General features: G+C 42.3%; 11 protein-coding genes. 3 read left to right on the top strand and 8 right to left on the bottom strand.

Annotation, left to right across the window (positions count from 1 at the left end; translation table 11 throughout):
- Genes BMW86_RS20395 through BMW86_RS20385 form a run of 3 tightly spaced genes read right to left on the bottom strand, consistent with a single transcriptional unit; the run spans position 1 to position 7,085 of the window.
- A complete protein-coding gene (locus tag BMW86_RS20395; RefSeq protein ID WP_089783796.1) occupies positions 1-2,382 on the bottom strand; it encodes a leucine-rich repeat domain-containing protein in 2,382 nt (793 codons plus the stop codon).
- 15 nt (positions 2,383-2,397) lie between these two features.
- Entirely contained in the window at positions 2,398-5,658 is a 3,261-nt protein-coding gene (locus BMW86_RS20390; RefSeq protein WP_089783795.1) for a leucine-rich repeat domain-containing protein, read from the bottom strand.
- Between the two features lie 50 nt (positions 5,659-5,708).
- Positions 5,709-7,085: a hypothetical protein gene (locus BMW86_RS20385; RefSeq protein WP_089783794.1), complete on the bottom strand. Its 1,377-nt coding sequence runs from the start codon at positions 7,083-7,085 to the stop codon at positions 5,709-5,711.
- A 174-nt stretch (positions 7,086-7,259) separates the two neighbouring features.
- Here BMW86_RS20385 and BMW86_RS20380 point away from each other — a divergent pair, with 174 nt between their 5' ends.
- Both BMW86_RS20380 and BMW86_RS20375 read left to right on the top strand, forming a co-directional pair.
- A complete protein-coding gene (locus BMW86_RS20380; protein WP_089783793.1) occupies positions 7,260-9,122 on the top strand; it encodes a helix-turn-helix transcriptional regulator in 1,863 nt (620 codons plus the stop codon).
- A gap of 31 nt (positions 9,123-9,153) precedes the next feature.
- Positions 9,154-11,013, top strand: a complete 1,860-nt coding sequence (locus tag BMW86_RS20375) for a helix-turn-helix transcriptional regulator (protein WP_089783792.1) — start codon at positions 9,154-9,156, stop codon at positions 11,011-11,013.
- Between the two features lie 2 nt (positions 11,014-11,015).
- Here BMW86_RS20375 and BMW86_RS20370 read toward each other — a convergent pair whose 3' ends face one another.
- The 3 genes from BMW86_RS20370 to BMW86_RS20360 form a co-directional block, all read right to left on the bottom strand.
- Entirely contained in the window at positions 11,016-13,634 is a 2,619-nt protein-coding gene (locus tag BMW86_RS20370; protein WP_089783791.1) for a leucine-rich repeat domain-containing protein, read from the bottom strand.
- A 136-nt stretch (positions 13,635-13,770) separates the two neighbouring features.
- Positions 13,771-14,304: an isoprenylcysteine carboxyl methyltransferase family protein gene (locus BMW86_RS20365; RefSeq protein WP_089783790.1), complete on the bottom strand. Its 534-nt coding sequence runs from the start codon at positions 14,302-14,304 to the stop codon at positions 13,771-13,773.
- A gap of 82 nt (positions 14,305-14,386) precedes the next feature.
- Entirely contained in the window at positions 14,387-16,804 is a 2,418-nt protein-coding gene (locus tag BMW86_RS20360) for an ABC transporter permease (protein ID WP_089783789.1), read from the bottom strand.
- Between the two features lie 259 nt (positions 16,805-17,063).
- Between BMW86_RS20360 and BMW86_RS20355 the strand changes: the two genes are divergently transcribed.
- Positions 17,064-19,310 (top strand): glycoside hydrolase family 2 protein, encoded by a 2,247-nt coding sequence (locus BMW86_RS20355; protein ID WP_089783788.1) that lies wholly within the window; start codon positions 17,064-17,066, stop codon positions 19,308-19,310.
- A gap of 48 nt (positions 19,311-19,358) precedes the next feature.
- Here the strand turns inward: BMW86_RS20355 and BMW86_RS20350 are convergent, their stop codons facing one another.
- The gene (locus BMW86_RS20350) at positions 19,359-20,705 is read right to left on the bottom strand and encodes a DEAD/DEAH box helicase (RefSeq protein ID WP_089783787.1); all 1,347 of its coding nucleotides are present in this window, start codon (positions 20,703-20,705) and stop codon (positions 19,359-19,361) included.
- A gap of 76 nt (positions 20,706-20,781) precedes the next feature.
- The gene (locus tag BMW86_RS20345) at positions 20,782-23,631 is read right to left on the bottom strand and encodes an FAD-binding and (Fe-S)-binding domain-containing protein (RefSeq protein WP_089783786.1); all 2,850 of its coding nucleotides are present in this window, start codon (positions 23,629-23,631) and stop codon (positions 20,782-20,784) included.
- Positions 23,632-23,657 lie beyond the last annotated feature (26 nt).

Below are 23,657 nucleotides of genomic sequence, written 5' to 3'. Positions count from 1 at the left end.
CTATACTTGTTTATCCAACCATATTTTATAATCCGCATCCTTTTTGAAATCCTGAAAATCGCCAAAGTCTGGCAACAGTGCTAATGTTGTTTTCACAATCTGATAAGCTTCTTCTGTTCTTCCAAGTTTCAATAGGATCCTTACCTGAGTGTCATAAATGTAGTAATGGATCTCTCCTTCAATGAATGCTACTGCTTTCAGCACCATATCCATCGCCGTATCGAGGTCTTCCCTTTTTTCAGAAAGCATTTGCATCTTCCAGGCTACAGAGTTGGCTGTAATACGCGTAACTTCCTCATGAAATTTACCCAGGTCTGTATAATGCCAGATCATAGAAGGAATCAGGCTTAATGTATGCAGGCCCTGTTTAATGGCAGCATGATTCATTTCAAGTAATGCCGCCGGAGAAAAAGTTGCTTTATGAACAGAGGTGAGGTACATGTAAGCATATACCTTACCATAATTTGCATACAACAGATTATATTCATCTACCACCCTGCCAGAACTAAAGTAAGTGAGTACCTCATCATATACCACCAGCGACTGCAACAATTTCTCCCGCTCGTCTTTGGCATTCATCAGGACATTAGCTTCTGTTATAAGCTTGTTCATGGCCTGCCATTGTTTCACCTCTTCTGTGTCAGCAGTTTCCTTTTCCGGACGGTTATCACGAAAATCTATTGTACATCCCGGCAGGTTTCTGCTGATCCTTAACCGCTCGCTGGCAGGAAGACGGTTATAACGAAGATCCAGGAACTGCAGGTGCTTTAATGTAAAAATTTCTTCCGGCAGACTATCCAGCTTATTAAATGAAAGATCCAGTACTTTCAGGTCTCTTAGGTTTGAAATCCCTTCCAGATGTACTGCCTGCAGGTTCTCCCTTACAATTCCTTCCATTCCATCACCCCACATATGACCACTTATAATGTTCAACCTGGAAGTAAAGTCTTTGAATCTTTCGGGATCATGCGCCAGGTTTTTCTCTATCTCTGCAAATTGGTCTTTTTTGATAAACGCTTCTCTACGTTTACCATGTCTGTCAAGATATAATATTTCAAGACTGTTAATCTGAAAAAATGATTTCAGCAGACTTTGTTTAGGACAAGGACGTGTGAGAAAAGAGATCAACCCATCGGCATGAAGCGTTTTCAGATTTTTAAGCTTAGACAGGTCCGGTAATTCATCCAGGTAACATAAACTGGCATCCAGGTTTAACTCCTCCAGGTTCTCAAGCTGCAGGATATTATCGGGAATTGTTTTCAGTGAATTGCTTCCAATGAACAATTTTTTAAGCCCTGTCAGTTGTGTAACCTCCATGGGAAAATCAATAGGAGCGGCATATGAACACTGGTAACAATTCAGTTCTTCCAACTCCTTCAGACCTGCAACAGATTCAGGAAATCCGAATCCGATATTATTGGAAATATCCAATTTCCTGAGTGATGAAAGATCATTGATACTTTCCGGCAATTGTAAATCCGGGTTGCCGGATACATCCAGTACACGAAGGTTTTCCAGCAAACCTATCTCATCAGGCAGACTTTCCAGATTACATTTCTTAAGATGTAATTCTTCGAGATTGACCAGGTCTTTAATATTTGCAGGTATACTTCCAATATGATTATCATCGAGAATCAGCTTTTTGAGAGAAGAGATCTTTGTAAGCGTACGGGGAAATTCTTTGAGTTTTTTACCAGTAAGGTCCAGTTCGTGGATGTCAGCATTTCCCAGTTGTGCTAATTCCTCTTCCAGGATCAGATGAGCAGGGCTCAATTCACCCCCGGACGAAATGTATCTCTCTTGTATAATTTGTCTGCCCTCACTGATATACCGGTCCAGCCACTCTCCATTAGTATTATAGTCGCCATCAGCCAACTCATCCAGCAGAGGCTCTGTAGTTTCAAAGTCTGCTTCTGCCCCATCTACCTGCCCCGTACTGATAATAAGCCCCTGTACGTCGCCGCCGAATTTGAAATGATGATCTTCCGCAAAAATAGTAGTCGCCTCCGTATTTCCTTCTACTATCAGGCCACCTCGGTTGCTATAACCATAGATAGTTTGTTCAACAATCAGATCTCCCTTAATGCAGAATTCTGCCCCACCTTTATTAATGCTTCTGGCGCGAAGGTTACCGGTAACAAACAATGCCTCACCAGCATCCAGACCTGGTTGAAATATGACACCTTTTACGGTCAGATTACCGGCAACGATAATTCCGCTGGTATCCAGTGTCGTGCAAAGTTTATACATATCCAGATTCCCGTCTATAACCGTATCTTCTTCCAGTAGTATATACTTGTATTTATCTCCGCCTCCCTGAATATATTCCGGAAACCCGAAACGTTCCTTCGCGTCTTTCTCAGTGATCGTTTTGTATGACATTATTTTTCAGGTTTTTCAATTCTGATTCACCAACCATTCCTTGTAATCTGCATCATTTTTAAAGTCACTAAAATCTTCAAAGTCCGATGCCAGAGCTAACGTTCTCTTTACTATTTTATAGGCTTCTTCTTTTTGTCCCATTTTCAGTAAGATTCTCACCTGTGTATCGTAGATAAAATAATGATATTCTGTTGATACAAATCCCACCGCCTTTGCAATAATCTCCAATGCTTTTTCAAGATCCTTCTTCTTATCATAGATCTCATACATCTGCCATGCTACCGCATTCGCAACAACACGGGTTACTTCTTCATGGAATGCACCCATATCTGTAAAATGCCAGATCACAGATGGTATCAGCGCCAGTGTTTTTAAACCCTGCTGAATAGCGGCCAGGTTCATTTCCAGCAATCCTTCTTTTGAATAAGCAGCTTTATGATATGAATTCAGATAGCTGTAAGCATACATTTTACCATAGTTCGCATACAACAGATTATATTCATCCACCACTTTCCCTGAACTAAAGAAATCGAACACCTGATCATATACGCCCAGTGACGCACGTAATTTCTCCACATCATCCTTTGCATACATCAATGCATTGGCTTCCTTCATCAATGTATTCATGGCCTGCCACTGTTTCACATCTTCTGTATCTACTGTATCATTCTCCGGACGGTTATCACGAAAATCAATAGTACATCCCGGAAGACTACGGTTCAATTTTAAACGTTCGGCAGTTGGAAGGCGGTTATAACGAAGGTTCAGGAACTGAAGGTGTGTCATCGTGTGGATCTCTTCCGGCAAGCTGGCCAGATCATTAAAAGAAAGATCCAGTACCCGCAGATTTTTCAGGTTTGAAATACCTTCCAGATGTGCCGCTTTCAGGGCTTCTCTCACAATACCTTTCCGGCCATCTCCATATATACTGTTAGGAACAACCTCATTGACTGCCGCTTCAAAGGCTTTAACCCTTTCAGGATCATGTGCAAGGTTATTCCTCATCTCTTCAAACTGCTCCTTTGTGATAAAGGCTTCCTCACGTTCTCCATGCCTGTCGATATATAATTCTTCCAGACTGGTAATATTAAAGAATGATTTTAACAGGCTCTGTTTAGGACAGGGACGTGTAGTAGTAGAAATCAAACCATCTCCATGCAGAATTTTCAGATTCTTCAACTTTGATAAATCCGGCAATTCATTGAGATAACATAAGCTGGCATCCAGATCAAGCTCTTCCAGTTTTTCAAGCTGCAGAAAGCTGTCCGGAATGGTTTTGATTGAAACCGTACCCATGAACAATCTTTTAAGTCCTGTCAGCTGTGTAATCTCAATTGGAAAATCAATGGGAGCCGGACCGGAACAATCAGCACAACTCAGCTCTTCCAGCTCCTTCAGCCCTTCAACAGATGCAGGAAACCCAAATCCTTTATTATAGGAAATATCCAGTACTCTGAGTGATGCAACTTCATTGATATTTGGGGGCAATTTTAAGTTCCAGTTACCGGCTACATCCAGCACACGCAGCTTTTTCAGTTTTGCTATTTCATAAGGCAATCTTTCGAGACCACATTTCTGAAGATGTAATTCTTCAAGATTAGATAACTCTCCAATAGAAAAAGGGATACTTTTAATAGGATTATCATCCAGGACCAGCTTTTTGAGAGACAGCGCCTTTCTCAGTATACGGGGAAATTCTTTCAATTTTCTACCGGTAAGATCCAATTCTTCAATATCCTCTTTTTTGCTTCCCAGTTGTGCTAATTCCTCCTCCAGTATCAACCGGGCAGGACGTGCTCCTTTCTTCAAAGGAGATTTACCTGCTTTTACCAATGCTATAAAATTCCGTACTGCAAATGCTCCTTTCTCATTATAAACAGCGGATACCATCACTTCTTCAAAATCTTTTACGGTATAATCATACTCGAAAAAGTCATCGTGATCTCCATAATAATTAATGACAGTGGCACCTTCGGGCCTCAGTAATGAATTATGATCTGAGTTGAGGATATAAGGGGTTTTTGTTTTTCCTTCAATCTCAATCCTGCCATGATTATAATTGCCATTGAGTGCATATTTAATATCGGCATCACCGGTAATGTGAATGAATTCATCATAACTATGTAAGACATCACATTTAACATTGCCCTGTACCAGTAAAAAAGGATAATTATCGTTCGCAGGTTCGATTGTACCTGCCACCGTCAGATTACCATTTATAAGCAGCAATGAATCTGATGTATCAGGATCTTCACCCAGTGCTTCGAGCGTATTTACTGTCCAGTCATGGTTCAGATCTCCATCAATATAAACATCTCCATCCAGGAAAATTACTTTCTGAAAACCCATCTCATCAAAGGAATCATACAGGCTCAGATCAAATTTTTCTTTTGCTTCGTCTTCTGTAATCAGTTGGGCGACAGCAGATGTTTTGTTAACAACCGTTTCTGATACAGCGGGCAGGTATTTATCCTTTATAATATGCCGGCCACTGTTGATATAATCAGATGTTATTTCACTATAACTATAATCTTCATTATTAATCAGTTCATCCACCAATGGCTCAGTTGTTTCAAAATCAGCTTCTGCTCCCTGTATTTCACCGGTGTTGATGATCAGTCCCTGTACATCTCCTTTAAACTGGAAATAGTGGTCCTCCGAAAAAATAGTAGTGGCCTCTGTATTACCTTCTACTTTCAGGCTACCATGATTATAGTAGCCATAAATAGTTTGCTCAATACTGAGGTTTCCTTTAATATAAAACTCTGCACCACCTTTATTAATGCTTTTTGCACGGACATTTCCTGTTACAAACAGTGCCTGACCAGAATCCATATCCGGTTGAAAAATCACCCCGTTAACTGTTAGGTTACCGTCAACAATAATCCCATAGGTATCCAACGGTGTACAGAACCGGTCCATATCCAGATCTCCGTCCAGGACAACCTCTCCTTCCAGCAATATATAATTGCATTCATTTCCATATCCACCCTCTATGTATTTTGAAAAACTGAAGCGTTTTTTAGCTTCTTTTTCGGTGATCAGTGTATATGCAGGGTATACCAGCGGAACAACTTCCGTGTACCCTTTTTTTGTTTTTTCTTTTACCAGTTTATCATATTCTTTACCGGCTGCGGCAGCATCACCAAATTCTTTTTCTGTTGATTTGCCATCTGTTCCTATTTTTCCGTAACGGGTTTTTACAATGTTATTCTCCAGGGTTATTTCCCAGAATTTGGAAGAAGTATCATCCTGTAACTCAAAGTATTGTATCATTCACCTTAGGTTTTTGAATATATATGGATTAATTTTTGGGAGATCGGATTTTACCAGATCTTAGGATGCTGTCCTCCAAAGAACAAATATCTCTTTACGTCTTTGTAAGCCGTGTTGGTAATGGAAAAATCATCCGGTCTTTTACTCTCCCTGTTGGCATCATAACGGAACAGGCTGTCTCCAAACAAAAGATCTTTACAACTATATACAATTACCTGTCCGCTGTAACTTGCTGCAACCATAGTCATCCTGTCTTCAGAAATATCAATATCCATCACAGTTCCACCTATATAAAGAAAGCCATAGTGCCAGCCATAAAATCCTTTAAACCAGATATAGCCATCATTACATCCCAGACCATATCCCCAGCCATAGTTAGCTGCAGAAAACACCCATTTCCGGGTATCTACATAATTGAGTGTATTGTCACCATCATAAGCAGAGGCGGAGAAGTCAGGTGTAAGATTTTTAATGGGCAGGCTAACAGAAGCACTTCCTCCAAAATGACAGGAGCTTAACAATACCTGTGGCCCATCATTTTCTTCCCCGGCGTCCTTTAGTTTATAATTAAACTTAGCCAGGTTAGGATAAGACGAACGGGGTTCTACAGTGGCCACGGTCGTCCATACCCCATCTATTTCTTCCAATAATAAATGACTGGAAGACTGGGAACCCACTATTATATATTTTTCATCCGGGGATACATCTATATGAGGATAATCGTAGCGGAAAGTATAATTCTCTTCTTCTGCTTCCTTATCTTCTGTTTCGATATACTTGGCCCCTGTTTCATCCAGCACGAAAATGCCCTTGGCCGTAGCCAGCCCAATCCGCTGGCCGGAAGGAAATATAATAACATGATGAATATCAAGCCCTGAGAAGTCTAATTCCCCCAGACCATCTTTGAATGTTATGTCCGTTTTTCCATAAGTGGCAGGAGGAGCAAACGTTTTTACCACAGGGCCGTCCCAGCCTTCTGTAACTTCTATTTTATCGGGATATACTTTTGCGAAGTATTTTTTGTCGGCCGACTTCCCAAACATGAAAATGTCATCCAGCATCTGGTAGTCGTTACCTTTAATTATATACATCCAACGTTCCTGGTGCCATTCTCCCAGGGTTACCACCAAACGGTTATCAGGTAATATTGTTACCTGACTCACGCAGACAGTTATATTTCTCCAGTCCATTGGATCATTATCCGGTGGAAACAACTTTCTGAGTTCCTCCTGCTTTCCCGCCTCATTAAAAGCAATGATTTGTTCCAGTACATATGCCCCCATATCCTTACGGGTTTCTTCCGGACAGGGTGTTTCCGGCTGCTTTTTATCTATATAAATGATATCCAGCCAGTTATTCAGTTGGTCTTTATAGGCTTTTCCTTCAGTGATCCATCTTTGGGATGCTTCTTCTACAGTTTTAAACATAGGATTCAGAGTTTCAATCTTTATATATATAATTGTATCTTTAATATATGATCAAAAATAGACCCTGAAATCCTATAATTTGAATAATTAACTACTACAAATGCTCTACATGCGCATAAAATGTTCACTACAAATACCCTACAACTGTAAATTTGCAGCCAATCCATTTGCCACATGAGTAAGAAAATCAATCGAATAGGCATCTTTATCCTTTTATTCTGTATACAATCTGTAGTTACACGGGGCCAGATCATTGCCGACTCACTAAGTGCTATATTATCACAAAAGAACTTACCCCTTGAAGATCGGGTAATGACTATGGGCATGCTGGCAAGAGCCAAATCGCTCACTCAAACTGAGAATGCTTTAAAAATTGGTCAACAAGCTTTACAATTAAGCAATACTTTATCAGACCCTCAATACAAAACATTTATCTATAGTATACTGGTATCTGTGTATCAGCAGCATCGAGAAATGCCGAAAGCACAGGAGGCACTGGACAGTGCAATCTGGTATGCCGCTAAAACTACCAACAGACGTATAAAAGGCATTGCATGGTATAGAAAAGCTTTCCTGGAAAGCCTCCAGGGAAAAAGCAAAGAGTCTATCAACAGCGCCTTAGAAGCGTTGAAATACCTGGAAGGGACCGGAGCCTATGATTATGAATCCTTTGTTTATTATAATATAGCAGGGACCTATGCCGAATGGGAGGATCTCCCTGCTGAAAGAAAATATGCAGAATTATGTGTGCAGGCTGCAGAGAAAAGCGGAAATTTTGATAACATGGCCCATGGTCAGCAAGCCATGGCAACATACTATCATTACCGCTATAAGCAAAACAGGGAAAATGCTGCCCTCCTGGATTCAGCCCTCTATTATAACCGTAACGTTATCAGCATCTATTTTGCGCAACAGCACCGGCTTATTTCCGGTAATATCATGGCAGTGGTAGCATTGAATGTCGCCAATCTGTATCAGGGATATTTTCCAGCCAGTTATAAAGACAGCGTTGTTCATTATCTCGATATTGCGCTGAAAATAGGACAGGAAACCAGGCAGATTGCCGTGGTTGGAAGCTGCTATGGTGTAATGAGTGATTATGAAATGGCAGCAGGTAACTATGAGAGAGCCGAAGCTTTATTAGCTACGGGGCTGAGTGTACTTCTTTCTGACAGTGCCAAGTATACACGAACGATATCAGCTTTCATGCAAAGCTTATCCAATATATCTGAGAAAAGAGGGGATTATGTAAATGCACTTAGATACTATAAAGAGTATTACAAAACATCCCAGGAAGTATTCGATGCTGAAAAAATGGCTATTTCCAAACGTTTAGAAGCACAATATCAATCGGAAAAAAATGAAGCGGCGCTGAAAACACTCAGACAAACAGCCGCCCTGAACAGGAAACTTAACTACCTCTACATATCCCTGGCGATAGCAGCCATTATAGCATTATTGTTCCTTTTCGGGTCTTATCATTTCAGGCTAAAGGCCACCCGTCACCAGCAACAACTGATGGCAAAAGAGAAAGAAGATGCTGAATTACACGCACGCTTAAAGGAAGAAGAGGCTATGCGTTTAATGGCAGAACAACAATTATTACAGGAACGCCAGGAACGCTTACAAAGAGATCTGCTGGCCGGCAGCTTGCAGGTGGAACAGAAAGATGAACTATTGCAGGCCGTTCAAAAGAAGATTGAAGAGAATAAAAACGGTAACAACGTACTGAAACAGATCAATCAGATTATTGATCAGAATAAACGTATAGATGAAACCTTAACTACTTACAAAGCAGATTTCGACAATATCCATCCTGAGTTTTTTGAGAAACTGAAAGAAAAATCGAGCGATACATTGTCCAGGTTGGATCTGAAACATTGTTCCTATATATCCATCGGGTTAACCAATAAAGAGATCGCCCAGCGTTTAGGCGTTGCGCCCAAAAGTATCCTGATGGCACGTTATCGCATCAAATTAAAACTGGGACTAGGTAAAGACGTTGATCTGGATGAATATATCGGAACGTTGAAATAGCCTGACTTTTTTTCATAATTACCTTTGCCACATGAGCCAAAAAATCAGCCGGATAAGCATTTTTATCCTATTATTCTGTACACAGGTTGTAGTTACACAAGCACAGAGAATTACCGACTCACTCAGTACTGTATTATTACAAAAGGACTTATCCGTAGAAAATCGCGTGATGACCATGGGGCTGTTAGCAAAAGCCCTGTCAACAACTGATGCAAAGAAGGCCCTGGAAATTGGCCTGCAAACTTTACAACTGAGCCGTACTTTACCAGATCCTCAATACAGGGTTTTTGCCTATGGTACCCTCACAAATCTATATTACAGGACTGATAATATGCCCAAAGCCCAGATAGTATCAGACAGTGCTTTGTGGTATGCCGGCAAAACTACCAGCAGAACTATGAAAGGTTTTGCATGGTTTAAAAAAGCCTGGCTGGAAACACTGCTGGGAAAACCCAAAGAGTCTATGCAAAGCTCTCTGGAAGCCTTAAAGTACCTGGAAGGAACTGATGCCTATAGTTATCAGTTCAGTGTTTATTATAACATAGCAGGGATCTATTCCGAATGGGATGACCTTCCTGCCAGAAAGAAATATGCACTGTTAGCTGTGCAGGCAGCAGAGAAAAGTGGTGATTTTGATAACCTGCTGATGAGCGAGCAGGGCATGGCCGCATACTATCATTACTCCTATAAGCGAAACAAGAAAAATACGGCACTCCTGGATTCGTCCCTTTTTCATAATCATAAAGCCACCAACCTCTATTACGCACAGAAACAACGGATCATTCTGCAGAGTACTATGGCTATCGTTGCATTAAATACCGCCAATCTGTACCAATCCTATTTTCCTGCCAGCTATAAAGACAGCGTTTTTCATTATCTCAACATTGCCCTTAAAATAGGACTGGAAACCAAACACATCGATGTTATTTCAAACTGTTATGGCATGATGAGTGATCTTGAAATAGAAAGGGGTAATTACCAGAGAGCGGAGGCCTTATTAGATTCAGGATTAGTTGTGCTTCGTGCTGATAGTGTTAGTAACCTCCACACCATGGTGCAGTTCATGATAGCCTTATCCAACCTGGCTGAGAAAAAGGGCGATAAAACTGCTGCTCTCAAATACTATAAAAACTATCACAAAAAATATGAGGAATTATTCGATGCTGAAAAACTGGCTATTACCAAACGTTTAGATGCACAATATCAATCAGAAAAGAATGAAGCAGCGTTGAAAACGCTTAAACAAACGGCCGCCCTCAACAAAAAACTCAACTACCTCTATATATTCCTGATAATAGCAGCCGCTATAGCATTGTTGTTCCTTTTCTGGTCTTATCACTTCCGGTTAAAAGCTACCCGTCATCAGCAACAACTTCTGGAAAAAGAGAAAGAAGATGCTGAATTACGTGTGCTATTAAAGGATGAAGAGGCCATGCGTTTAATAGCAGAACAGCAATTATTACAGGAACGGCAGGATCGCTTACAGAGAGATCTGCTGGCCGGTAGTTTGCAGGTGGAACAAAAAGATGAGCTGTTGCAGGCTGTTCAAAAGAAGATTGAGGAGAATAAAGGTGGTGACAACGTTCTGAAACAGATCAACCAGATCATTGATCAGAATAAACGGATAGATGATACACTGGCTAACTATAAAGCAGACTTTGACAATATCAATCCGGAGTTCTTTGAGAAACTGAAAGAGAAATCCGGTAATACATTGTCCAGGTTAGACCTGAAACATTGTTCCTATATATCCATCGGCTTAACCAATAAAGAAATTGCCCAGCGTTTAGGTATTGCTCCCAAAAGTATCCTGATGGCGCGTTACCGCATCAAATTAAAACTGGGCCTGGGTAAAGAGGTGGATCTCGATGAATATATAGGAACGTTATAGTTTTATTTATTCTTTTTCTTCCATTTCTTATACCTTTCATCTTTTTTAAGATCCTGAAAGTCATTAAAATCCGGGGATAGCGTTAATGTTCTTTTTACAATCTGCCAGGCTTCTTCTGTTCTTCCAAGTTTCAGCAGGATCCTGACCTTTGTATCATAAATAAAGTAGTGGTCTTCATTCGATATGCATTCCACTCCTTTAACAATAACATCCAGCGCTTTTTCCAGATCTTCTGTTTTATCATAGATCTCGTACATCTGCCAGGCCACCATATTGGCACTAATGCGGGTCACGTCTTTATGAAATGCACCCAAATCTGTAAAGTGCCAGATGATAACAGGAACCAGCTCCAATGTTTTCAGTCCCTGATCAATAGCTGCAAGTCTATTCTCCAGTAATTCAGCAGGAGAAAAAGTAGCTGCATGATTTGAAAGCAGGTAATTATATGCATTGACCTTACCATAATTCGCATACAACAAATTATACTCATCTACCACCTGACCGGAACGGAAAAGCTCCAACACCTGATCATATGCCACCAACGAATGGCCTAATCTCTTTGCATCATCCTTTGCCACCATGAAAGTATTTGCTCTCATCATCAGCATATTCATCATCTGCCACTGCTTTACTTCTTCCGCATCAGCAACATCGCTTACAGGACGGTTATCACGGAAGTCAATTGTACATCCCGGCAGATTTTTACTGATCTTTAAACGCTCTGCTGTAGCAAGACGATTATAGCGCAGATCTAAAAATTGCAGGTTCTTCATAGTGAAGATTTCTTCCGGAAGATTAATCAGACCATTAAATGAAAGATTTAATACTTTCAGATGCTTCAGTTTTGAGATGCCTTCCAGGTGTGCGGCTGTTAACTCATGTCTTGTAATTCCTTTACGGCCATCACCATATATACTGTTGGGAACAATGGTGCTGACTGTATCTGCAAATGCCTTGAATCTTTCAGGATCATGTGCCAGGTTCTTCTCTATCTCAGCAAATTGATCTTTATTGAGAAACGCTTCTTCCTCTTTTCCAAACCTGTCGATATATAATTCTTCCAGACCGGGAATATTAAAGAATGATTGCAACAAACTCTGCTTAGGATAGGGTCGTGTGGAATTAGATCTCTGACCATCTGCATGCAGAATTTTCAGTTTCTTCAACTTTGACAAATCAGGTAATTCATCCAGGTAACATAAACTGGAATCCAGGTCTAACTCTTCCAGGTTCTCAAGCTGTAGTATACTCTCCGGAATTGTCCTTACCGAATTACTTCCAATGAACAATTTTTTAAGCCCTGTCAGTTGTGTGATAACCACCGGAAAATCAACAGGAGCAGCATCTGTAGAATAAGAGCAATCCAGTTCTTCCAGTTTCTTTAAACTACCAATTGGTTCCAGCCATTCAAATCCGTTACGGGCAATATTCAGCGTCTTCAACGATGCAAGTTTACCCATCCCTTCCGGTACAGGTAAATCGTAATTAGAGGAAATGTTCAGTACTTTCAGTTTCTTTAATTGTTCTATCCTAAAATCCAGGGATTCCAGGTAGCATGATTCCAGCTGCAATTCTTCCAGGTTCACCAGCTTCTCAATGTCAGCAGGAATACTTTTAATAGGATTATCATTCAGGATCAGCTTTTTGAGAGAAATAATCTCTGTCACTGATAGTGGAAACTTATTCAGCCGTTTATCAGTCATATCCACTTCCTCAATTCCCCCACTATCATCTTTAGCCAACTGTTCCATTTCCTCCTCAAGGACCTGACGCGCCGGGCGTGCATCTTCCTTTAAAGGAGATTTCCCTTCTTTCAGTAATTCGACAAATTTATGCTGTTTAAAACGCATCTTCTCATCAAATACTTCCGGCACCATGATTCTTTCAAAATCCTGCTCTGTGTAATCATAATCAAAGAAGTCATTAGAATCTCCGAAATAATTAATCAGGATAGCGCCTTCGGGAGTGATGGTTGAGCTATGATCAGAGTTAAGTACATATGGTACATAGGTTGTTCCCTCAATTGTGATACTGCCATCGTTATAGTTTCCATCAAATGCATATTTAATGTTCGCATCACCGGTGATGTGTATACACTCATCATAACTCATCAGCACATCACATGTAACATTACCCAATACAAGCAGATGACTGGTGATATCAAGGTCTCCTATTACGGTCAGGTTTCCGTTTATCAGGAACAGGTTCATTCCTTTGGCCTTATCTCCCAGGGTAACAGTGATTTTCTTTGCCCACTCCTGCAGATCACTATCTACATGTGTATCTCCATCAAAAAGCAATACAGCATCATAACCAATATCTCCCATAGGATCATAACCGCTCAGGTCAAATTGTTCCTTTGCCTGTTTCATGGTAAGTACCCGGGGAGCTTCAGCAGATGGAGTGTTCTCCTGTGTAATTTCCTGGTATCCCTTTTTGGTCTTTTCCTTTACCAGTTTATCATATTCTTTACTGGCTGCAGCAGCATCACTAAATTCTTTTTCTGTGGATTTACCTTCCGTTCCGATTTTTCCGTAACGGGTCTTTACAATGTTATTCTCCAGGGTTATCTCCCAGAATTTGGAAGAAGCGTCTTCCTGAAATTCGAAGTACTGTTTCATCTATACGAGGCTTTTCAATTTTAGTAACGATATCCCTCAAAAATAGTTATTGGAAACTAACATTGTGAATAATCAGCTACTACAAATACTCTACATGCCCAATAACAGCACTCTACGAAAGACCTATAATTATAGTTTAATAATCTCCGGCAAAAGTTTCTTTCATAATAGCCTCCTCCTGCCTTATCCTGGTAATTAAAGGGATCAGGTAGATGATCATCCCTGCTACCAGTGTTATCCATGCATGGAAAAACAACGCGATGCCGATCAGTTCGGGAATAATATTGAGAAAGTAATTAGGATGCCTAACATATTTGAATAAGGGTGACTTATTGATAGTGTGGTATGCTTGTGGAGCGATGATCAGTTTTACCGTCCATACATGACGGATAGAATAGATCACGTAATATAACATTCCGATAGAGAAGATGTAGATACCTAATCCGGTATAACTGATGGTATCATAAAAATAAGCACCCCTTTGTATGCCTTCAAATATGCAGGCAAAGTAATAGCCAAAATGCGCAATGATCAGGAAAGTTGAATTGGGCTTGCCATATTCAATGGCTCCTATCTTCTTTAATTTCTTTTCATTGATAGCAGATAATACTACTGTGATCAGGCGGAGTACAATAAAGGTAAAAAAGGTTACCAGGATAATGGTTTGCATAAATACGATGTGTCTTTACGCAAATGTAGAAATTTTTAATATAGTAAGAGGGTATATCAGACTTTGATATACCCTCTTATCATTATTCCGCTCTTAAAGACTTCACGGGATTACCTGTAGCGGCTTTTAGCGCCAGTACTCCTACTGTCAGTAATGCAATGGCAATAGCTATCATTCCGGCTACGCCAAAGATCCACCATTGAATAGCCACCCGATAGGCGAAGTCGTTCAGCCACTTGTTCATTCCCCACCAGGCCATCGGTGTAGCAATAATGATAGCAATCAGCACCAGCTTTACAAAATCACCGGATAACAGTGTTACAATGTTTGTTACAGATGCTCCCAGGATTTTCCTCACCCCGATTTCTTTTAATCTCTTTTCTGTTGAATAAGTAGCCAGTCCAAAGAGTCCAAGACAGGCGATGAATATCGTTAAAAAACCGAAGGTCATAAAGATCTCTCCAAAACGTTCATCCTTCTGGTACTGCTCATTAAAAGACTTATCCATGAAGCCATACAGGAAAGGCCGGGTTGGCGCTATGGTAGCCCAGGTATTCTGCAGTTCGGCAATTGTCTTTGATAAATGTTCGGATTTTACACGCAGGGATAATTTATTGAAAGAGTAAAACTGCGCCATCCTGATGGTCAGCGGTTCTACTTTATTATGGAGCGACTGATAATTAAAATCTTTCGTTACGCCAATCACTGTTCCTTTACGTCCCCACTGATCAAAAGATTTACCTATTACATCTGCAGGATTCGCATATCCATACATTTTTGCTGCTGCTTCATTAATGATGATGGCCTGTTCCGAATCAGTGGAGAAGCTTTTGGAATAAGCCCTGCCTGCTGCCATTTTCACCTCGTAAGCGGGTAAAAAGTCTGCGTCTATTTCATAGATACCAGGATCAAATGATAACTTGTCTCCATTAGGCGCTTCAATTATAGTCGTCGCATTGGGCAGGAAATCTCCCGGTACTGCCCTGGAAGCTGTAATAGATGTTACTGCCGGATTACGCGCCAGTGTAGCCTTTATCGCTTCAATATTTTTATTGATGTTACCATCGCCCCCATAGTCTATCACCAGCATCTGATCCTGGCGAAAACCAAGGTCATGGGATCTGAGATGATTCAGTTGCGAGAATACAATAGCAGTACAGGCAATTAATGCAATGGATAAACTAAACTGAAATATCACTAACCCCTGTCTCAGTTGTATCCCTTTACCGGATGAATGAAACTTACCCTTTAACACCAGCGCAGGTTTAAACCTCGCCAATACCCAGGCAGGATAAATACCCGCCGGAATACCTACTAAAACGGGTGCTAAAAGGAATGCCAGCAGCATCTTCCAGGACAGCAGCGCTGTAAACGGTAATGGCTTACCTGCCATTTCACGCACCACCGATAATAAACAAATCGCTAATGCCACTCCCAGTATTGTCGCTAAAAATGCAATCAATACAGATTCTGTGAGGTATTGGAACATGAGTCCTTCCTGGTGTGCGCCCACTGCCTTTCTTACTCCTATCTCTTTTGCCCTTTCCATAGATCTGGCTGTAGAGAGATTAATGAAATTGATGCAGGCAATGAAGAGGATAAAAACAGCTACCAGCGAGAAGATATATACATTAGATAAACTGCCGGTTACACCGGGTTGCCTCTTGGCTGTTGAATGCAGATAAGCATTCTTTAATGGCTCAAAAGCAATGGCATAACTATGATCCACACCAGCGGGATTATAACGTTCTACAAATGCAGCAGTCTTTGCCTGCATGGCGTTTATATCTGTATGCCTACGTACAGTAAAATAAGTGTAAAAGTCAACATATCCCCAGGCGTCAAACACTTCTGGCCTCACCCGCCTGAAAGTACTCATGGAGATCATGCCATTAAATGTAAAATGAGAATTGGAAGGAATATCTTCCATTTCGCCGGTTACCATGAGTGAGCTACCATCATCTACCTTCAACATCTGCCCCACAGGGTTACTCTTCCCGAAATACTTTTCAGCAATACTTTTAGTGAGTACAATGGAATTAACACCTTTTAAGGCTGTTGTTTTATCTCCATAGATCATTTTCCAGCTGAAGATGTCGAACATGGAAGAATCGGCAAATACGATACCGTTCTCCTGGAAGTGTTTATCCTTGTATTGGAGTAAGTATGTACTTGGACTGGTAAACTGTGCGATCTTATCTACTTCAGGAAAATCTGCTTTCATGGCAGGAGCCAGCGGAGCACAACCCCATACCTGGAACTCTTCCGGCGCAGGCGGCGCTAATTCCTTTACGTTTTTAGCGCTCCGGAAAGCCTGTACTACCCGGTAAGTTTCATTATAATGTTGATTATAACGGTCGTATGATAATTCATCTTTTACATACAATGTAATCAAGATACAACAGGCGATGCCTACGGTTAATCCGGTGATATTGATCAGGGAATACATCTTATTCCTGGCCAGGCTTCTCCATGCGATCTTAAGATAATTTTTGATCATGGCTGATATTGTTATGCTCCCTATATTCAAAACAGATGCCATATAGCAGGAAGCCCATCTATGGCGGATTACAATATTTCATAAAATGCTCATCTGTTCAAATACGGACACTTTTCTGTGCTAAAATGAACATTACTTTTAAAAGATGTTACCTTTTGCCTACTTCTGCAATGTACCCCTGATAATTATATCTCACTGCGAATATACTACTGCCCCCGGCCGTTATATTCGTCAGCATTAAAACCACCAGCACGCTCTAATGAAACGTTTTGTAAAACTACTACTCGTATTCTGCATCTATATGTCTGAAACACAGGCCCAATGGCAGATCCAACCCGCACCATTACAGACCCGCTGGGCAAAAGATGTTACACCGGATAAAGTACTGCCCGAATATCCACGCCCTCAACTGGTGCGTACCGACTGGCAAAACCTGAACGGCCTCTGGCAATACGCCATTACCGATAAAGATGCGGCTCAGCCCACTCAGTTCGATGGACAGATCCTGGTGCCCTTTGCCATTGAATCTTCTTTATCAGGTGTTAAAAAGCCTGTACTGCCTACCCAGCGTCTCTGGTACAAACGTACCTTCTCTAAACCAGACACTAAAAACGACCAGCGCATCCTGCTGCACTTTGGGGCGGTAGACTGGCAAACGACCGTTTTCGTGAATGGTAAGGAAGCAGGTACTCATACCGGCGGCTACCAGAACTTCTCTTTCGATATCACAGACCTGCTGCAAAGCGGAGATAACGAACTGGTTGTAAGTGTATACGACCCTACAGATCAGGGACCTAATCCTCATGGGAAACAGGTACTGAAACCACAGGGTATCCGTTACACAGCTACCACCGGTATCTGGCAAACCGTATGGCTGGAAACTGTTCCGCCTGTATATATCTCTTCTCTTAAGATGGTCCCTGAAGTGGATGGGGGTTATCTTTCCCTTACTGTCAACACTACGGGTGCTGCCAGTGATTACACCATAGAAGCTGTAGCCAGCGCTAATAGTAAAACTGTCAGCAGTATAAAAGGCTCAGCTAATACTACCTTAAAACTCCCTGTAAAAAATGCGCATCTCTGGAGTCCCGAAGACCCTTTCCTCTATGATCTTTCCATCCGCCTTGTGAAAAAAGGAACTACGGAAGACCAGATCACTTCTTACTTCGGCATGCGTAAGATAGCCATCAAAAAAGATCCTAAAGGACAGGAGCGCATTTTCCTGAATGATAAATACACGTATAATCTAGGCGTATTAGACCAGGGCTTTTGGCCTGATGGGATCTATACTGCGCCTACAGATGATGCGCTGCAATTTGATATTGCAGCGATAAAAGGCATGGGCTTTAATACTATCCGCAAGCATATCAAGATAGAGCCTGCCAGATGGTATTATCATGCAGATAAACTGGGTATGCTGGTATGGCAGGATATGGTTACCTGCGCCAGCTTACAACCCGATGCTAAAAAAGCTTTTGAAGAAGAGAACACCGCTAACGTACAACAGCTCTTTAATTACCCTTCCATTATCTGCTGGGTATTATTTAACGAAGGCTGGTATACTTACGATCAGCCACGCTTAACGGAGTGGTTGCAGAAAACGGATCATTCCCGTTTGATCAATGGCCATACAGGTGAAAACTATGGTACAGATGGTCCTCAGAATCCTGCTGAGAAGTGGGCGAACAGCGACCTTACAGATATTCATGATTATCCCGGCCCCGGGACTGCGCCTGCTTTGCCAGGTAAAGCCCGTGTACTGGGCGAATGGGGCGGTGTAGGTGTTCCCGTAAAAGGCCATCAGTGGAATGCTGCTGCCGGATGGGGATACGTAAAGATCACTCCTTCAGAAATGAGCGATAAATATGCTGGTATGGTAAAACGGCTGAAGGTCTATGAAACAGAAGGTCTTTCCGGTTCTATCTACACAGAGCCTTATGATGTGGAAATAGAAGAGAATGGCCTGATGACTTACGATCGTGAAATCATCAAAGTTCCATTAGCTACATTACGTCAGATACATGCTCCTTTTGTTGCACAGGAACGCAGCAAACTGCTGATACCTATGTTAGCACTTAAAGATGCAGATACTACTTCCATCCCCGATCCCAACCGTAAACAATTCCTGGCCATCCTGGAACAGGAAGCTGATGCTAAAAAGAGCCACGACTGGAAACCTATGACAGATAACTTAACTGACTACCTGAAAAAAGGAGGTACCAGCTTCTCACCGGCTAAAATAAGCAGTATGGCCACAAAGGTATTTAACGGAACCAGTGATACTGTGTTGCTTAATCAGGCGCTGGCATGGATGAAACAGGTCGTAGAGATGGAAAAGAACTCTGTTACCATGACTGCTTACGCTAATCTCCTTTATAAACTGGGGCACAGGGAAGATGCCTTAAAATGGCAGGAAAGAGGAACGATATTATCTCCTGAAAGTGATATGAAGATGTACCAGGAAATATGGGATAAAATGAAGAAAGGGGAGAACACCTGGCCATAATCATCAATAATAAAAAAGGTCTGCCGGTTAAACTGGCAGACCTTCTGTTTATTTCTTCTTTTTACCTTTTACTTTCGCGCCTCTCGTTTTCGGTTTCCCGTACTTCTTCATCATCTTATCCGCATGAGATACTTTCCTGTTCACCTTACTGTTCTTGGCAGATTTCTCATGGAAAGCAGGACCAGATAATTCCTTAGCCGGGAGTTTGATCAGGTAGTTCTTCATCTTCACCTGTGGCAGTTCATCTTCTGTCAGCACATCAGAGATCACCAGATTCTCAGGTAATGGTTTCATGGGAATCCTGTAACTCATCAGCCCTTCTATATTCTCCTGGAATTCTTTTTCTGCCGGTTTCACAAAAACCAAAGCCACCCCGTCTTTATCTGCACGACCTGTTCTACCAATACGGTGCAGGTAGTTCTCCGGTACTTCCGGTGTATCAAAGTTGATAACATGGGTTACTTCAGCAATATCCAACCCGCGGGCAATGATATCTGTTGCAATGATAAACCGGTAGTTGCCTTCTTTGAACTGCTTTACTGTATTGAAACGGTGGTTTTGCTCTTTATTGGAGTGCATTACCCCTACTTTATCCGGGAATTTGGCAGAGATCAGCTCGTACAGCTCGTTAGCCAGCTCTTTTGTAGCAACGAATACCAGCACCCTGGCCATGTCTTCGTTTTCTGTCAGCAGTAATTCCAGCAGGTTCACCTTGGTGTGGAAGTTGGGAACATCATAACCTATCTGCTGAATGTTCTTCAACGGGGTACCTGTAGGAGCTGCCTCTATGGTTACCGGATCATTGAAGTAAGTGGTCATCAGTTTCTGCACTTCTTCCGTGATAGTAGCAGAGAACAACAGGTTCTGCCTCTTTAAAGGCAGCAGGTCCAGGATCATGTTGATCTGCGGACGGAACCCGAGGTTCATCATCTCATCTACCTCATCTATCACCAGTCTTTTAATAGCTTTCGTCTTTAAAGCCCCACTCAGGATCAGGTCTACCAGGCGACCGGGAGTGGCAACAACCACGTCCAGCTTCTTTTCTGCGGCTTCCATCTGGGGATTCATATTTACCCCACCGTAAAAACCGGCTACTTCCACTGTCATATAGGGAGTTAGCTGCTTTACAGCTTCTACTACCTGTACTACCAGTTCGCGGGTAGGCACTACAATCAGCATCTGGGCGTAACGGTCTTTCGAAAATTTGAACAGCCGTAACATGGGAAGCAGGTATGCAAAAGTCTTTCCCGTGCCCGTTTGGGCTATTCCACATACGTCGCGGCCGGACATTACTACAGAGAAAACCTTCTCCTGAATAGTGGTGGGCTGTACATAGTCCAGGTCACTTAAAGCGTTGAGTAAAGGTTTGCTCAGGTTTAATTCTTCAAAAGTCATATCTCTTAAATAAACCGCAAAGGTAATGTAATCTTCAGGAAGAATTTGCGTCTTTTGTACATTAATAGGAAATGAGCTAGTTTCGCGGGTAATGAGGCGATCTTCTGCTACACTCGTCTACCAGGTAAACGATAGATTCATAATTCTTCTTTGTGACATTCTCCAAAGCCATTTCACAGGTTTTGGAACTGGAGTAGTACCCCTGTCCTGGTTGTTCCAGCACTTCTTTTGCTTCTAAATTTGTAGCAGATTTCACCAGCTCAGGGAATAAGAACCCTCTGTCTCCTGCCATGCCGCAACAACCTGCATAGATAGGTACATGTACATTATCTGCACATGCTTTGGCGATATTCGTCAGCTTATGCGCATTCTTCATTTTAGATAAAGAACAAACGGGATGTAAGGCCACGTTATCCTTCTTTATTCTGATAGAGAGAGATGGCATTACATGGTCATGTAGAAAATCAACAGTATCCAGGATGAGCAGCTTATCAAAACGGGCTTTATTCTCATCATTCAGATAAGGTCTGCATTCCAGTAAAGTATAAGTGCAGGAACTCATATCCAGAATCACAGGCAGCTTGCCCTGCTGGGTTTCCTGCCATAACCATTCGACCGTTTTGTTCTTGGTGTAAGCTGCTGCTGAAGCAAATCCCTTGGAAGAGAATGGCTGTCCGCAGCAATGCCCGTGAATGTTTACAGGGATTTGAATATTAATCCCCGCTCTTTGAGCTACCGTCAGCAGACTATCAATCACACTATTTTTTCCTTCCCGACTGCGACCCATGCTACGGGTGATACAGGTAGCAAAATATATAAATGAAGGCTGATCAATTTTCGTTTTAGAGATACGTACAGGCCCGGTTTGTTCCGCCATCCATAATGGGAAAGCAGGGACGATCTTTTTAAAGACACCGGTGATGTTTGTCATAGCCCGTTTACCCAGTACTTTGTTCACCAGTACACCGGATCTCAGTAATACCTTCACCACGCTTTCTACTGTACTGAAATGCTTAGCTGCCTGTGTGGCTACCTTATTAGCAAAGGAAGAATGATTCTCTTTACGCAGACGTTTTACCAGGTCTCCGGTATTGATGTTTACCGGGCATTCAGTGGCACAGAGACCATCTACGGCACAGGTATCCAGTCCGTCGTACTGGTATTGCTGCAACAATGTTTTATGATCAGCTGTATTACCTTCCTGTTTAAAGTTAGCCAGGGCACGGCGTACCACGATTCTTCTCCTGGGTGTCATCGTCAGGTCCCGACTGGGGCATTTATGTTCGCAGTAGCCACATTCGATACATTTATCTACCTCTTCCTCTACTTCGGGCAACGACTTCAGATTTTTGATATGTGCCAGTTTATCATCGTTGATGATCACACCGGGGTTCAGGATCTGCTGCGGGTCTACCAGCTCTTTTAATTGCCGCATGATCTGATATGCCTCTGCCCCCCACTCTGCTTCTACGAATGGCGCCATGTTGCGTCCTGTACCATGTTCTGCTTTCAGTGTACCATCGTATTTGTCTACCACCAGCGCTACTACTTCATCCATGAACTGACGATAACGTTCTATTTCCACTGCTGTATTGAAAGACTGGGTAACCACGAAGTGGATATTCCCGTCTTTTGCATGACCGAAGATGATAGCATTCGCGTATTCATATTTCACAAAAAGCACCTGTAAGTCTGCTAAGGCAGCAGCCAGCTGCTCTACAGGGAAAGCGACGTCTTCCAGAATCACCGTGGTGCCTTTGGCACGTACAGCTCCTACAGAAGGGAACATCCCCTTTCTTATTTTCCAGTATAGTTCGCGGGTGGTAACATCCGTAGTGAATGCTGCAGGAGTGAGCAGGGATAAAGGGATCTGCTCAAAAGCGGCTATTTTCTGTTCCAGCCTTTCTTCATCTGTATCCTGGTATTCTACCAGCAGTCCGGCTGCAGATTCCGGTAATAGTTTGATGATATCCGGGATACCCTTGATCGTTTCTACGGAACGTAATGAGGCCCTGTCCATCAGTTCTATCATCTCTGCCCCGGATGTTTTCAGGGGAACGATAGCATCGCAGGCTTCTTTCATATCCCTGAAAAAAAGAATAGTGGTGGATTTTGCCGGATAATCCGGTACTGTGTCCATCACGGCTTCGGCGATGAAACCCAGCGTTCCTTCTGCACCTATTAATAAGTGGGCGAAGATATCCAGCGGATGGGTATAGTCTGCGAACGCGTTCAGAGAGTATCCAACGGTGTTTTTGGTAAGGTATTTCCGGCGGATTTTATCATATAAGGTGGTATTGTTCAGTACCTGTTGTCTAAGCCTGTTGATACCATTTGCCAGTTCTGCGGATTCCGTTTCAAAGCGGGTATAGTCTTCCTTTACGGCAGTATTGTAAGCATGCCCGTCCGGCAGTAAGAAATGTAATGACCGGATGGTATGGTAGGAGTTCAGCTTTACGCCGCAGCACATACCACTGGAGTTGTTGGATAAAATCCCTCCCATCATGGCGGTGTTGATAGAGGCCGGGTCCGGGCCTATCTTCACCTTATGGCTTTTCAGCATATGGTTTACCACGGAGCCTGTTACCCCGGGCTGTACTTTCACGGCTGCTCCCTCATTTAATGGTTGTACTTTCCGCCAGTGCTGGCTGATATCTGCCAGTATCCCGTCTGTAATCGCCTGGCCGGACAAGCTGCTCCCTCCTGCCCTGAAGGTAAGCGGGATGTTTAAGCGCCTGCATAAGGCAAATAATGCTCTCACTTCATCTATACTGACCGGCTGCACGACAGCCTTCGGTACCAGGTGGTAAAAGCCCGCATCTGCGGCATAAGAAACTACATCTACCAGTCGGCTTTTGATTCTTTCGGCAGGAAATATACTTTCCAGGTGCCCCACAATGTCTGCTGTTGAAAGTACGGTGACCATAATGGGAACAATAATACAAAAAAAAG

This window comes from Chitinophaga sp. YR573 (assembly GCF_900110995.1).
In the GTDB taxonomy this organism is placed as follows: Bacteria; Bacteroidota; Bacteroidia; order Chitinophagales; family Chitinophagaceae; genus Chitinophaga.
This window is presented reverse-complemented; position numbering and strand designations above follow the sequence as displayed.

What these genes read in the sequence shown, in the direction of transcription:
- BMW86_RS20395 (WP_089783796.1), bottom strand. Translation starts at nt 2,382, where the DNA reads ATGTCATACAAAACGATCACTGAGAAAGACGCGAAGGAACGTTTCGGG.
- BMW86_RS20390 (WP_089783795.1), bottom strand. Translation starts at nt 5,658, where the DNA reads ATGATACAATACTTTGAGTTACAGGATGATACTTCTTCCAAATTCTGG.
- BMW86_RS20385 (WP_089783794.1), bottom strand. Translation starts at nt 7,085, where the DNA reads ATGTTTAAAACTGTAGAAGAAGCATCCCAAAGATGGATCACTGAAGGA.
- BMW86_RS20380 (WP_089783793.1), top strand. Translation starts at nt 7,260, where the DNA reads ATGAGTAAGAAAATCAATCGAATAGGCATCTTTATCCTTTTATTCTGT.
- BMW86_RS20375 (WP_089783792.1), top strand. Translation starts at nt 9,154, where the DNA reads ATGAGCCAAAAAATCAGCCGGATAAGCATTTTTATCCTATTATTCTGT.
- BMW86_RS20370 (WP_089783791.1), bottom strand. Translation starts at nt 13,634, where the DNA reads ATGAAACAGTACTTCGAATTTCAGGAAGACGCTTCTTCCAAATTCTGG.
- BMW86_RS20365 (WP_089783790.1), bottom strand. Translation starts at nt 14,304, where the DNA reads ATGCAAACCATTATCCTGGTAACCTTTTTTACCTTTATTGTACTCCGC.
- BMW86_RS20360 (WP_089783789.1), bottom strand. Translation starts at nt 16,804, where the DNA reads ATGATCAAAAATTATCTTAAGATCGCATGGAGAAGCCTGGCCAGGAAT.
- BMW86_RS20355 (WP_089783788.1), top strand. Translation starts at nt 17,064, where the DNA reads ATGAAACGTTTTGTAAAACTACTACTCGTATTCTGCATCTATATGTCT.
- BMW86_RS20350 (WP_089783787.1), bottom strand. Translation starts at nt 20,705, where the DNA reads ATGACTTTTGAAGAATTAAACCTGAGCAAACCTTTACTCAACGCTTTA.
- BMW86_RS20345 (WP_089783786.1), bottom strand. Translation starts at nt 23,631, where the DNA reads ATGGTCACCGTACTTTCAACAGCAGACATTGTGGGGCACCTGGAAAGT.